This window comes from Haloarcula hispanica ATCC 33960, from assembly GCF_000223905.1.
GTDB lineage: Archaea > Halobacteriota > Halobacteria > Halobacteriales > Haloarculaceae > Haloarcula > Haloarcula hispanica.
Genome location: NC_015948.1, coordinates 1785433 through 1798269 on the forward strand (window position 1 = coordinate 1785433; position 12837 = coordinate 1798269).

Below are 12837 nucleotides of genomic sequence, written 5' to 3' on the forward strand. Positions count from 1 at the left end.
CGTTACCACACCCTCACGACGAGCCAGCAGACCGGGTCGCACTGGCCGGTCGCGTTGGTCAGTTTCACCACGCGAGACGTCGTTGCGACGTTGTCTCTGTCGGCGACATCGGGCCCCCAAGCGAGCCGCTGGTCGTGGTCATCAACTGCCGGGTCCCGTGTCCCTGCTTTGAGCGATGACGCGTTGACCACCGTTACGTTCACCCGCGGGTTCACGCGGCGCTCCGTCGCGACGTCGAGTCCGGCTTTCTCCTTGAGACCGCTGAGATCTGTGTCCGCGTTGAGGGACGCATTGATCCCACCACTCGTGTTGTAGCGAATGAGGTTTCGCGTCCCGTCGACGGAGTAGTTTTCGACGAGGTACGTCCCCGCCCTGTCCGCAATTGGTTGGTTACGCTGTACGTCTGGGGATTCGTACACGCCGACCGCACTTCCCTGTACGAAGGCCAATACCCCGATTATCGTCACGAGCAGGACGCTCACCCCTACGGCGAAGTCCTGCGGTGTTTGTGCTCTTGTATCCATATCCCACACACCCTATTTTCTGTCTGATACGTCCGCTGTCGAACCGCGAGTGGGGCCGCTATCCCACGGCGATCCACACCACCAGTGCAATCGTCGACAGGACGACTGCGAACTTTACGCCGGCGACGAGCTTCACTTCCCGAATGTAGCCGGCGATAAACGACGACAGCAGTGCCTGCAGCGTCACCGCGTGGAAGAACAGCATCGACAGCAGTTCCGTGTCGACACTGCCACCGAACCCACCGCCGGGCGCGCTCGAACTGCTTGACCCGGAGGCCTGCGTCGCCAGCCCCGACATCACATCGAGGAACTGTGTCTTTAGCAGCGCCATCACGCCCAAAAGCGTCAGGTAGGTCATCAGGATGATGACCGTCTGCATCCGCGTCCGGGATTTGCGCTCCCGCTCGATGTCGTCCTGGTTCTCCGAGGCCTGAGCGGCCGTCGAGAGTACGTCCTGAATCTGGCTGGAGGCCTCCTGTGCCTCCGCGATAAGCTTGACCGTCCGGGCCAGTCGTGGGACGTTGTACTTGTTGTTAAATTCCCGGAGCGCGTCTTTCAGGCTCGTTCCGTAGTTGACCTTTGCGTGGATGGTCTCGAACTCCTCGGAGAGCTTTCCAGAGGACGTCTCGGAAACCACCTTGACCGACTCCAGCAGCGTCATTCCGGTGTCGTTGGCTGACGCGAGCTTCCGGAGGTTCTCCGAGAGTTTCCCGATTATCGCCTTCCGCGAACGCTGGTTCCACTCGTAGAAGATCATCAGCGGGATGAAGTTGATGTACATCGGGACGTACACCCAGAAGAACGTCGAGCGGACCGGGACGGCGATCATTCCATCCAGCGATAACGGAGCCCAGCCGATGACGATAGCCGCGACGATGGCAAGGATGGACAGCGGCACCGTCAGCCACAGCACCAACAGCGGGTGGTCACGGAAGAACAGGTCGGGCCGTGTGAGGATGGCGAGGAGTTCGTGGGTCCCTTCCCGGCTCTTGATCCGGTCGAAGACGCTGTAGGTACCCGTGTAGCTCTCGATGAGTCCGAGGTTGAACACGCCGACACCTTCGTCGACGACGAGTTCCTTCTCGCCGGGACTCGAACGCAGATAGCCGTCCCCGATGGAGTCCTGCGTGACAGTCGAGACGAGGACGAGAAAGCCCAGACCCGTCAGGGGAATCAGCCCGTACACGGTGCCGTAGATGAGCGACTTCTGGGCGTTCCCCATCATCGACATGATGACCAGAATGATGATGAGAAGCAGCGGGAACAGCGAGAGCGTCATGTACATCTCGCCGAACAGTTCCAGCGTCTCCAGCATCTTCTCCTGTTCCTGCCGGGCGGTTCGCATGTGCTTTTCCTTCTGGTCTTCGAGGAAGGAAGTCATGTCCCCGCCGGAGTTGATAATAGAGAGCATGTCCGTCAGGAACTGCGACAGTTCGTCCGACGGAGTCTGCAGCGCCTGGTTCCGGACAGCGGTCCGGTAGTCGGTATCGAAATACTCCGTCTCCAGTACGATAGACTGGAACTCCTTTGCGACCTCACCGTACGTGTCTTCAGCCTTCCCCATCGACTGCAGGATTTCGAGTTGATTGAGCCCGCCCACGGACAGCGCATACATGAACGAGATCGAGTCGGACAACAAGACGTTGATTTCGCGCTCGCGCGCGCTCGCACGGAAATACGGAATCGAGACAAGCGAGCCAAAGCCGATACCGAACCCGATGGCGCCGAAGACGAAGCCGGTCACGATGACGAGGAAGGGGAGTTTCAGCACGGCCAGAATCTCTGAGACGCTCTCAGACACCGGAATTCCGATGAGCGTCGGCGCTTCCCCACCGGCAAACAGCAACTGGACCAGCAGATAGCCGAGGAACGTGCCGACGAGCCACAGTGCGAGGCCCGCGATGACGCCGACCGCGAGTGCGCGTGCGAGGAACATCTCGACGTTGTCGGCCATCCGGGCCTCCGCGAGTTTGTTCTCGACGCTGTTGACGAAGTCGCCCTCGTCGTCGAACACCATCTGGTACGCCGGGTAGAACGTGTCACCGAGGGCACCGCCGCTGCCCACCTGTTGCTGACTCGGGGTGTCGAGGCTCATTCGCTATCTGCCTCCGCTCCGGCCTTCGGAACGAACTGGCCGAAGTCGATGCTGTCTTCGTCAGCGCTTTCCTCGGAATCGTCCATCAGCGCCGAGACGATGTCCGGCGTTTCGCGGCTCTTGTACGTGTTGAACAGCGGCTGTGCGTTGTCGAGCACCTGCTTTGTCTCCTCGACCATTTCCGGCGGCGCGTCCGGCCGGGGCACCATCTCCTCTTTTTCCGGGTCGATATCGATCTTGACAGATTCCATCTCCCGGAGGTCCTCGAGCGACAGTTCGAGCTGGTCGTTGGCGATGAGCGTGAGAATGGTGTCGGGGTCGTTGATGAACGCCTGGATGGTCGCCGCGACCTGCGTGTAGGTGTTCAGCCCCTTCTCGATGAGGTATGCGAGGACGACCTTGCGCTTGAACAGTTCCTCGTCGAGTTTATCCTGGGTCCACCCGCGGTCGAACTTGATCTCTTCGAGTGTGTTCGAGTTCCCCATCTGGATGTACTCGTCCGTCTCGGCGCGCCACTCGTACACGTCCCGGACGTTGATCTCGTCGTTCTCGGCGGAGTACTCGTTGATTTCGGTCAGGGACTTGTTCCGGCGGACCTTGTTGCCATCGACCCGCGTCTGGGTCTGAATCGACACGAGGTCGAGCGCTGTAAACAGCGTTTTCGAGACGTTGATAGGTTCGGTCGTGAACCGCTTGATGACCTCGCCGACGGAGTCGGCGTGGAACGTGGTGTAGGTGGTGTGGCCGGTCGACATGACCTGAAACAGCGTCCGGCCTTCCTCGCCACGGATCTCACCCATGACGATGTAGTCAGGGCGCTGACGGAGTGCGGCCTCAAGCAGGTCGAACTCGTCGACGTCGCCCTTGTCGTCCTCACCGAAGGAGGGGCGCGTGACGCTTGCCACCCAGTTCCGCTGGGGTAGCTCAACCTCGCGCGTGTCCTCGATAGAGACGATCTTGGAGTTCGACGGGATGAACAGCGAGACGGCGTTCAGGCTCGTCGTCTTCCCCGAGGCAGTACCGCCGGCGAAGATCAGGCTCTTGTTGTTCTCGATACAGAGCCAGAGGAACGCCATCTCGTCCAGCGAGAAGGTGTTCCAGTTGATGAGGTCGATCGGGGTAAAGGGCACGTCCTTGAACTGCCGGATGGTGTAGTTCGTCCCGTGGTCGGACACTTCCCGGCCCAGCGTCAACTGGGCACGCGACCCGTCCGGCAGCGTCGCGTCGACCTGGGGCTGGCGCTTCGAGATACCCTTCCCGGAACGCTGGGCGAGTTTCACGACGAAGTCGTCGAGTTCCCCCTCGCCGTGTTCGACGTTCGAAATGATCTGCTCGTAGTCGGTGTGATAGACGAACACCCGGGAGTTGTACCCGTCACAGGAGATGTCCTCCACGTTGATGTCGTGTTTGACGCCGTCGATGCGGGCGTAGCCGACGAAGTCCCGCTTGAGCATGTACAGCAGCTTCTCGACCTGATACTCGTTTAGCTTCGGGTCGTCGTCTTCGAGGATAGCCGGCTCAGGCCGTGTCGAAATGCCGGAAAGTTGGCCCGTGGTTTCACTTTGTGTTTCCTCGTCCAGTCCGAACAGTTCCTTGACCTGCCCGAGAACGCTTTCTTCACCGCTACTGGAGACTGTGCCGTTGTAGAGGTCGTACCGCGAGAGGAGTTGTTCGGCCTCCCGCTGGATGACCTGTGCTCGGTCGGCGTCGGTCCCCTGGACGATGACATCGTCCTCGGAGTACTTGATCGCGGTCTTGAGCTTGCCCGAGAGGAACTCTCGGAGGTCGATCTCGATATCGGTGAGATACGGCTCGATGACGTAGTACTTCTTCTCGTTCTCTTTCCGTGAGTGGAAGATGATGACGCAGGCGTAGGGCTTGTTGACCCAGTACCGTTCTAGTTCGTTGAAGTGAGATTTCTTCGACTGGGGAACGGCTTTTTCGAGGTCGTAACGGTTGACGACGGTTGTATGGCCGTCTCGTGTCGAGAAGAACTCGTCTTCGTCCAGTTCCGGATTCACGTCGACGGTGTTTTCGTCGACGTACTCGTGCAGTTCACTGGCGATGTCTTCGGCGGCGGACAGCTTGTTTTCCGTGTGTTCGGGATCGAAGTTCAGATACTCACTTTCGTCGAAAGGGATGACTTCGCCGTCACTGTCACGGGGGAGACTGCCGTCCTCGTAATAGTACTCCTGTTTGAAATGCTCCCATGTGTAGATGTCTTTCGCGACTGGTGTCGTGGTTGGGTCGAGATACTCCTCGAACGGCGCTTGCAGTGTTTTACCGGCACTTGCCGCGTCTTCGAGACGCTGACTGAGTTCTCTCGGCTCGAAGCCGAGGTACACGCTCCGGTCGAACCGTCCCCCATCGTGTACCTCCCGCCGGAGATCGTCCCATGTGTATTCGCCGACCCGTACAGGCTCGTCAGTCAGGTTCCCCCCACCGTTGACCTGATCCGACTCACCTCCCCCAGTATCATCGATAGCCATTGTTATTCATCTCCAGTTAGGCAGGAAAAAACTTTATCCCCACCAAATGTCGATGAAAAAGAAGTTCCGGTTGTTCGTATCACGGTCTCCTTACGGTAGTAAGTGGACCATACTGAATGTTTCGCCGATATTAATTGTCAATTAAGGAATGATTCGATCCGGGCCATCGCTTCTTTGAGATCGTCGAGACCGGTCGCGTACGACACTCGCAGGTGGCCCGACCCGCCCTCACCAAAGGCAGTTCCGGGTACGACTGCGACCCGCTTTTCCTGCAGCAGACTCTCGGCGAACTCGCCGGCATCGTCCCATGGACATTCCGGGAACGCGTAGAAGGCTCCAGCCGCTGGGAAGCAGTCCAGTCCCATCTCTTCGAAGCGTGTGAGGACGTACTTCCGTCGGCGGTCGTACTGGGCGGCCATGTCTGTGACCTCGTCGCGGCAGTTGTCCAGCGCCTCGATAGCGGCGTGCTGGGCCGTCGTTGGGGCCGATAGCATCGAGTACTGATGGATGCGGTTCATGGCCTCGATGGCCTCCGGCGGGGCCATCGCGTACCCGAGTCTGAACCCCGTCATGGCGAACGCCTTCGAGAAGCCGTTGAACACGACGGTCCGCTCACGCATCCCGGGGAGGGTAGCGATAGACGTGTGGTCGTGTTCGTACGTGAGATCGGCGTAGATCTCGTCGGCGAACACGAGGAGGTCGTTTTCACGACAGAACGCCGCGACAGACGCCATCTCCTCGGCCGTCATCGTCGCACCGGTGGGGTTGTTCGGATAGCAGTACACGAGCGCGTCGGCCTCGGCCGCGCCGGACGATTCCAGCACCTCTCGGGTGAGTTTGAACTCGTCTTCCGCGCGTGTCGGAACGTCGATAACGTCGATCCCGGCGAACGTCGCGCCGGGGACGTACGAGACGTAGCAGGGCTGGGCGATAGCGATGGAATCGCCGGGGTTTAGCAGCGCCCGGAAGGCGAGGTCGAGCCCCTCGCTCGCGCCCGCCGTGACGAGGATTTCCTCGTCGGGGTCGTACTGGAGATTGTGCGTCGCCGCCTCGTAGTCCGCGATGCGTTCCCGGAGTTCCCGCTTCCCGCGGTTGGCGGTGTACGAGGTCTGGCCGCGTTCGAGCGACGCGATAGCGGCTTCGCGGGCGGCCCACGGGGCCGAGAAGTCCGGTTCCCCGACCCCGAGCGAGATGATGTCGTCCATCTCCTCGGCCAGTTCGAAGAACCGCCTGATACCCGAGGGCGGCACGCTGTCGACTCTGTCCGCTGCTTCGAATGTCATGGTGAGACGGACAGGCGGTCGTCGTCGTCGTGGTCGTCGAACTCCATCCCCTGCTCCTTGTACGACTCCATGATGTAGTGGGTTACCGTCTGCGTGATCTCGGGAATCGGCGCGATTTTGTCGCTGATGAAATGCGACACTTCGCGCATCGAATCGCCCTCGACCTCCAGGTCGAAGTCGTAGTCACCGCTGACGAGGCGAAGCGAGGTCACTTCCGGAAACTTCGCGATCCGGTCGGAGATGTCGTCGTAGCTGGTCTCACGGTCCAGTGTGACGTTGAGTTCGACGGTGGCGCGAACGCGCTCCTCGTCGGTCTCGACGGCGTTCCAGTCGACGACTGCCCCGTAGCCGCGGATAACACCTGCCTCCTCGAACTCCTCGATAGCCTCGGCTACCTCGCTCTCGGAGTAATCAGTCAACCGAGCGATGTCCTCGGTCGTGTAGCGAGCGTTCTCCCGTAGCAGGTCGAGTATCTCGCGGCGACTGCTCATACAGTGCCAGGAGAGTGACGCGGACAAAAGCCTTGCTCAATAGTGAGAGAGCGTCACACCATTCGGTCGGAAATACACCAGACAGTTTTAATATCTCTGACGGTTAGGTGTCGACTAATGTTCGAAGAGGGTGGCCAGCGGGCTGGTTCTGACACGGGATGGGCACACATCTCGAACCACGACAAGGCGGCGACAGTTATTGACACGATACTCCGCCTCGATGCGGACGAAACGTATACGAAAACAGCCTTGAGCGAGGCAGCCGGTGTGCCGCTGAAGACGCTGTACCTCGACGGGACGCTCGAAGAACTGGTGACGGTCGGATTACTGGAAAAACACGAGGCGGAGGGGAAAGAGACGCTGTTCTCCGTTGACGACGGGAGCGCCGCGTTCGAGGCAGCGAAAGCCTTCGATACTGCGGCAGCGACGTCGGAAGAAGCGGACAGTTGACCAAAAAGCGGTCGTTTCGGAAGTCAGTGTAGCGCGTCCATGGACTTTTAGCGGCGACAGTCGTAGTAGGGAGCGATGGTTTCACTCGATTCGGAGTCCGACGTGCTCGGGCGTGGGGACGAAGCACCGCCGTTCGAACTCCCGGGAGCGGACGGGGCGACGTACTCACTGTCGGATTTCGCGGACAAGGACGCACTACTGGTCGTATTCACCTGCAATCACTGTCCGTACGCGAAAGCGAAGATTGACGAGCTAAACCGGCTCGCGACGGAGTATGACGACCTCGCTGTCGTCGGGATCAATGCCAACGACCCCGAGGAGTACCCCGACGACTCCTTCGAGCGGATGCAGGAACTCGTCGAGCGCGGCGAGATACAGTACGACGCGTATCTGTTCGACGAGACCCAGGAGGTCGCGGCCGCGTACGGCGCCCGCTGTACCCCCGATCCGTTCCTGTTTCACAACGACGGCGGGACGTTCAAACTGGCGTATCACGGCCGCCTCGACGACGCGCCGAACCCGGACGACGAACCCAGCGAGCGGGAGATGGCCGCACACGTCGAAACGTTGCTCGATGGCGACCAGATTACAGCCGCTGAAAAACCGTCCAGAGGCTGTTCGATAAAGTGGAAGCCCGGCAACGAACCGGCGTACTGGGACGCCTGATCGGGGCGGCCCAGCGTGAGCAGTGCCTTCGAGACGAGTGCGTCGCCCGGAGTGAATCGGTGATCCAGAAGACGTGTTTCAAGCAAGACACTCCTAGCTACGGCCATTTTTATGCAGTGGTGGGACAGCCGTCAGCATATATCATCAAGAAGCTCATCCACGACGTGGAGACGGTCGTCGGCAAGGTGCTTGAAGATCGATCGACCGAGGCTGCCTTCTGGCACCCAGACCGTAGAGCCCGTCGTTAGATTTCGTCTAGCGACTCGAACCCGCTCCAGCACTCACAGTCGAGGTCGTCGATAGACGTGACCTCGTCCGGAAGCGAACTTATCGGCATCCCGTCGTCAAACTCATCACACTCCTCGATGTGGATAGAAAAGTCGCTACTCGACATGATTGGCATAGTAAGTAATACGCCGTAGTACTGCAAAAATCCTCGGAATCGAGACTGTCCGGGACACGCCCTGAGACCCGCTCACATAGAGGGGGCCGATCCGGACAGTGCCTCATTTTCGAGCGGTTCCTGATTGAATGTTACCCTATATCAAGGGAACGCTTATTTGTTGATGGGTTTATGGTTCCTGATACGATACAGTACGCAATGGACTCCGGGAGTGGGACAGTGGACCAGCCTCTGAGCGAGGCCGCGTCCGTATTGGTACTGGCACGCGGTTCGAGCGACGCCGAACGAGAGGGGTGTGCCGGATTCCTGACTGAACAGGGAGTCAGTGACTCGAAGGCCATCTGTGTCACAGTGTCTGAGTCCCCCGATTCCCGCCTCTCGCTGTGGCAGCAGCACCTCGACGACGAGATGCCGGAAGAGGCGATTATCGTCGACGCCGGCAGCGAGTTACCGGCTAACTCGCAGGCAGCGGCGTCTGGCGCATTTCCCTCATTGACGCTTGATACCCTTCCCTCGACAGTGGAGCCGATAGACATCGGAGCGGCCGTCTCTCGCCATCTCGGCCGACTGGAACAGGCAGATGCACCGCTGCTTCTGTGCCTGCATTCGCTTACTGGACTGCTTGAGTCCTGGGAACGTGACCGCGTCATCGCGCTGGTGACCGCGTTGAACCGACAATGTGCCGAGATGGACGTCTCCGGCCACCACCACATGGACCCGGAGGCCCATACGGAGGAGACAATCGAGATGTTTCGGCCGCTGTATGACGTCGTGTACGAGTACCTCCCGGACCACGGCTGGACCGTCACAGCATCAAAAGACGCGGAGGAGATGCCGACGTTTCGGGACACCGTCGCCCCACCTGGTGGCGTCAAGAAGGGCGACCCGGAAGAGCCCGAAACGATTCCGATACCCTACTCGTTTGACCAGGTACTGGAACTGATCTCCGCTCCGCGGCGACGCAGTCTCCTGTATCACCTGAAAGACCGGTCGGACGCCGAGGTCCCACTGGACGACCTCGTCGACCGCGTCTACGAACGCGAGAAGGCCATCCCGGCCAGAGCGACCCCCAAATCACGCGACGAAGTGGGCGTGTCGCTGGCACACAATCACCTGCCGCGGCTGGACGACCTCGGAATTCTCTCGTACGAGACAGCGGCCAACACCGTCGAGTACTACCCCAATCCCGCGCTGGAGTCGGTCATCCAGTACGTCGAGCGCCTCGAACTCGGCTAATTCCGGTCCCGACCCACTCATTTATGTCGTCCCTACCGGCATAGCCCGGTATGGACGAAACCCCGCTCCCCGATGTCACAGAGCAATTCGCCCGTACGATAGCGCCGGCCAGCGATCCGGTCATAGAGGAGATGGACGCCAAAGCCGACCGGGAAGGGTTCCCGACGGTCGGTCCCGCAGTCGGTGGCTGGCTTCGCCTCGTCGCCCGGATGGTCGACGCCGACCGTATCTTCGAGTTCGGCTCCGGCTTCGGGTACTCCGCGTACTGGATGGCCCCCGCGGTGTCCGACGACGGGCAGATCGTCCTGACGGAGATTGACGCCGACGAACTGGAGGAAGCCCGAGAGTTCCTCGACCGCGGCGGATTCGCCGACCGGGCCGCTTTCGAGCACGGGGACGCAATCGAAACCGTCGAGAACTACGACGGCCCCTTCGACGTGGTGCTCGTCGACAACGAGAAACACCGCTATGCGGAAGCATTTGAGGCTGTCCGCCGGAAAGTGCCGGTCGGTGGGGCCGTGGTCGCCGACAATATGATCGAGGCCGGGCCGCTGGAGTTCGAGGAGGTACAGGCGTTGCTGGACGGCGGCGACATCGACGCCAACGAAACGAGTCGCGGCATCGCCACCTATCTCGAACGCGTCGGCGACGACCCGGCGTTCGAGACCGGATTGCTGCCGCTCGGCGAGGGCGTCGCTGTGAGCGTCCGCGTGGAGTGAGCAAAGCGGTATCAACACGCTCCGATTCTCGCCGACGAAAATGCGGGTGCATAGCTTATGTATGAGGACACACAACTCAGCGGCAACGCTGGTCCTAACGAATGAGTCTGATGATAGATATTCGGAAGCTCGGGTTGTTCAATCAGATGGCTAAAGAGGGCGGTAACACCGTTGCGAACCACCTCAGCCAGATGACAGGGATGGAGACGGAGATGGAGATCACGAAGATCAACTTCATCGATATCCCCGATATCAAAACGCACGTCGGCGACGAGAAGCAGATCGGTATCAGTATCGAAATGGTGGAAAAGCCCCACGGGCACATCCTGTTCCTGTTCAACGCCGCCAGTGCGAAGGACCTCGCCACTGGGATGATCGGCGATATGGGGGAAACGGACCCCAATGCCGACGGCTTCACCGACATGGAGCGCTCGGCGATTCAGGAGATCGGCAACATCATGACCAGCGGCTTCATCGATGGCTGGGCGAACGTCCTCGATACGACCATCGACATCTCTACGCCGAACTTCACGTTCGGCCCCGGGAGTGGGATGGTGGACCAGCTCGTCGGCGACCGGGACAACGAGATGGCGCTGATGTTCGATTCCCGCGTCCACGCGCTGGAGTCTAACATCAACGTGAAAGTGTACACGTTTCCGGAACTGGAAGAGCTGGTCGACCTGATGCAGGAAATCGAAGTGTAAGCGGTCCGAACTTATTCTGGCGGCGGGAACTGCGGATGAACTCCTTGTCCCTCATGAAAGATTTAGCAGTGTTTCTTGTACCGTGGGCCCTTGCGTCATGATATGCCAGGAGGCAGCCCGCAAACTCTACGACCGTTCTTGTGGCGTGCAGAAACACTGTATCCGGACACAGTGGTCGTCTCTCGTACCCACGAGGGCATCGTCCGCCACGACTACGCCGAATATGCCGAACGGACGGCACAGTTAGCGAACGCGATCGAAGAAGCCGGCTACGGCGACGGTGAACGGCTCGGGACGTTCTGCTGGAACCACAGCCGGCACTTCGAGACATACTTCGGGGTACCGGGAACCGGTGCGCAGCTACACACTATCAATCCGCTCCTGCCAGACGAACACATCCAGTACATCGTCAACGACGCACAGGACGAACTCATTTTCGTCGACGAATCGCTCCTGCCGAAACTCGAAGGTGCCGCCACCGATGACCCCGAGTCCTTCGAAACGGTCGAGCAGTTCATCGTGATGAGCGAGTCCGTCCCCGAGACGGACCTCGATGCCGTCGCCTACGAGTCGTTCATCGCCGACCAGCCGACGGAGTACGACTGGCCAGAACTGGAAGAAGAGCGGCCCGCAGGCCTCTGTTACACCTCCGGGACGACCGGACGACCGAAAGGTGTCGAGTACACCCAGCAGATGCTGTGGAGCCACACGATGGCGATCCAGTCGCCACAGGGGATTCCACTCGACGACGACGACGTCATGATGCCCGTCGTCCCGATGTTCCACGTCAACGCGTGGGGACTCCCGTTTTCGGCAACTGCGGGCGGGGCCAAGCACGTCTACCCCGGCCCACAGCCGGAACCGGCGGACCTCGCGAAGCTCATCGAAGAGGAGGACGTCACCGTCACCGCCGGCGTCCCGACCGTCTGGCTGGGGCTGATGGAGTACATCAAGGAAAACGACGTCGACCTCTCGTCGCTCGAACGGCTCATCGTCGGCGGAAGCGCCGCGCCCGAAGCGATGATCCGGTTCTTCGACGACCGCGACGTGGAACTCGTCCACGCCTGGGGGATGACCGAGACGGCCCCGGTGGGTGCGGTGGCGTCCCTGCGGAGCGACCTGGAGGACGCCGACTACCAGACGCAACTGGACAAGCGGGCGAAGCAGGGACTCATCGCGCCCGGGCTGGAGTTCCGTGTCATCGACGACAACGGCAACGAGGTCCCGCACAACGGGGAGGACTTCGGCGAACTCCACATCCGCGGGCCGTGGGTGACGACGGAGTACTTCAAGCGGCCGGAAGCGAACGAACAGGAGTTCGAGGACGGCTATCTGAAGACCGGTGACGTGGTGTCCGTCGACGAGGACGGCTACATCAAGATCGTCGACCGGGCGAAAGACGTCATCAAGAGCGGCGGGGAGTGGATCTCCTCGCTCGAACTGGAAAACGAACTGATCGCCCACGACGACGTGAACGAAGCGGCAGTCATCGGTGTCCCGCACGAGCGCTGGCAGGAACGCCCACTTGCGATGATCGTTCCGACGGCCGATGCCGACGAGGAGACGCTTGGTGATGAACTCCGTGAGTACATCCTCGAGTCCTACCCCAAGTGGTGGGTCCCGGACAACTTCGTCACCATCGACGAGGTTCCGAAGACGGCAACCGGAAAGTTCGACAAAAAGTCGCTCCGTGACGAGTACGCCGACGAATCGCTCGTCGAAGGTCGCGTCCCTGACGACGCCGCGCCGGAATAGGGGAGTTGGCGCGTTTTCAGCC

At 60.3% G+C, this 12837-nt stretch carries 12 protein-coding genes; 6 read left to right on the plus strand and 6 right to left on the minus strand.

Annotated features, from left to right (window positions below; genetic code table 11):
- Positions 1-2 precede the first annotated feature (2 nt).
- The 5 genes from HAH_RS08945 to HAH_RS08965 all read right to left on the minus strand — a co-directional run bounded on the left by HAH_RS08945 (position 3) and on the right by HAH_RS08965 (position 6882).
- The gene (locus HAH_RS08945; RefSeq protein ID WP_044951885.1) at positions 3-524 is read right to left on the minus strand and encodes a DUF7287 family protein; all 522 of its coding nucleotides are present in this window, start codon (positions 522-524) and stop codon (positions 3-5) included.
- A 58-nt stretch (positions 525-582) separates the two neighbouring features.
- Positions 583-2619, minus strand: a complete 2037-nt coding sequence (locus HAH_RS08950) for a type II secretion system F family protein (RefSeq protein ID WP_014040635.1) — start codon at positions 2617-2619, stop codon at positions 583-585.
- Complete coding sequence (locus tag HAH_RS08955) at positions 2616-5108, minus strand: type II/IV secretion system ATPase subunit (protein WP_008313377.1); 2493 nt, start codon at positions 5106-5108, stop codon at positions 2616-2618. Before HAH_RS08955 ends, HAH_RS08950 begins: the two co-directional genes overlap by 4 nt.
- A 137-nt stretch (positions 5109-5245) precedes the next feature.
- Positions 5246-6391, minus strand: coding sequence for a pyridoxal phosphate-dependent aminotransferase (locus tag HAH_RS08960; RefSeq protein WP_014040636.1), 1146 nt, complete (start codon positions 6389-6391; stop codon positions 5246-5248).
- Complete coding sequence (locus HAH_RS08965) at positions 6388-6882, minus strand: Lrp/AsnC family transcriptional regulator (protein WP_008313373.1); 495 nt, start codon at positions 6880-6882, stop codon at positions 6388-6390. The genes HAH_RS08960 and HAH_RS08965 overlap by 4 nt, the downstream gene beginning before the upstream one ends.
- 117 nt (positions 6883-6999) lie before the next feature.
- Between HAH_RS08965 and HAH_RS08970 the strand changes: the two genes are divergently transcribed.
- Both HAH_RS08970 and HAH_RS08975 read left to right on the plus strand, forming a co-directional pair.
- Entirely contained in the window at positions 7000-7332 is a 333-nt protein-coding gene (locus HAH_RS08970) for a hypothetical protein (protein WP_014040637.1), read from the plus strand.
- 75 nt (positions 7333-7407) lie between these two features.
- Positions 7408-7998 (plus strand): thioredoxin family protein, encoded by a 591-nt coding sequence (locus HAH_RS08975; RefSeq protein WP_014040638.1) that lies wholly within the window; start codon positions 7408-7410, stop codon positions 7996-7998.
- Positions 7999-8242: 244 nt separating this feature from the next.
- Here the strand turns inward: HAH_RS08975 and HAH_RS19935 are convergent, their stop codons facing one another.
- Positions 8243-8401, minus strand: coding sequence for a hypothetical protein (locus HAH_RS19935; RefSeq protein ID WP_014040640.1), 159 nt, complete (start codon positions 8399-8401; stop codon positions 8243-8245).
- 198 nt (positions 8402-8599) lie between these two features.
- Between HAH_RS19935 and HAH_RS08980 the strand changes: the two genes are divergently transcribed.
- The 4 genes from HAH_RS08980 to HAH_RS08995 all read left to right on the plus strand — a co-directional run bounded on the left by HAH_RS08980 (position 8600) and on the right by HAH_RS08995 (position 12815).
- Entirely contained in the window at positions 8600-9637 is a 1038-nt protein-coding gene (locus tag HAH_RS08980; RefSeq protein ID WP_014040641.1) for a DUF7504 family protein, read from the plus strand.
- A 50-nt stretch (positions 9638-9687) separates the two neighbouring features.
- The gene (locus tag HAH_RS08985) at positions 9688-10356 is read left to right on the plus strand and encodes an O-methyltransferase (protein WP_014040642.1); all 669 of its coding nucleotides are present in this window, start codon (positions 9688-9690) and stop codon (positions 10354-10356) included.
- 101 nt (positions 10357-10457) lie between these two features.
- Positions 10458-11060, plus strand: coding sequence for a chemotaxis protein CheC (locus tag HAH_RS08990; protein WP_023843310.1), 603 nt, complete (start codon positions 10458-10460; stop codon positions 11058-11060).
- A gap of 102 nt (positions 11061-11162) precedes the next feature.
- Positions 11163-12815, plus strand: coding sequence for a long-chain fatty acid--CoA ligase (locus tag HAH_RS08995; RefSeq protein WP_023843311.1), 1653 nt, complete (start codon positions 11163-11165; stop codon positions 12813-12815).
- Positions 12816-12837 lie beyond the last annotated feature (22 nt).

Bases quoted from the DNA above. Each gene is read 5' to 3' on its own strand.
- HAH_RS08970 (WP_014040637.1), top strand. From the start codon at position 7,000: ATGTTCGAAGAGGGTGGCCAGCGGGCTGGTTCTGACACGGGATGGGCA.
- HAH_RS08975 (WP_014040638.1), top strand. From the start codon at position 7,408: ATGGTTTCACTCGATTCGGAGTCCGACGTGCTCGGGCGTGGGGACGAA.
- HAH_RS08950 (WP_014040635.1), bottom strand. From the start codon at position 2,619: ATGAGCCTCGACACCCCGAGTCAGCAACAGGTGGGCAGCGGCGGTGCC.
- HAH_RS08985 (WP_014040642.1), top strand. From the start codon at position 9,688: ATGGACGAAACCCCGCTCCCCGATGTCACAGAGCAATTCGCCCGTACG.
- HAH_RS08955 (WP_008313377.1), bottom strand. From the start codon at position 5,108: ATGGCTATCGATGATACTGGGGGAGGTGAGTCGGATCAGGTCAACGGT.
- HAH_RS08960 (WP_014040636.1), bottom strand. From the start codon at position 6,391: ATGACATTCGAAGCAGCGGACAGAGTCGACAGCGTGCCGCCCTCGGGT.
- HAH_RS08965 (WP_008313373.1), bottom strand. From the start codon at position 6,882: ATGAGCAGTCGCCGCGAGATACTCGACCTGCTACGGGAGAACGCTCGC.
- HAH_RS08945 (WP_044951885.1), bottom strand. From the start codon at position 524: ATGGATACAAGAGCACAAACACCGCAGGACTTCGCCGTAGGGGTGAGC.
- HAH_RS08995 (WP_023843311.1), top strand. From the start codon at position 11,163: ATGCCAGGAGGCAGCCCGCAAACTCTACGACCGTTCTTGTGGCGTGCA.
- HAH_RS19935 (WP_014040640.1), bottom strand. From the start codon at position 8,401: ATGCCAATCATGTCGAGTAGCGACTTTTCTATCCACATCGAGGAGTGT.
- HAH_RS08980 (WP_014040641.1), top strand. From the start codon at position 8,600: ATGGACTCCGGGAGTGGGACAGTGGACCAGCCTCTGAGCGAGGCCGCG.
- HAH_RS08990 (WP_023843310.1), top strand. From the start codon at position 10,458: ATGAGTCTGATGATAGATATTCGGAAGCTCGGGTTGTTCAATCAGATG.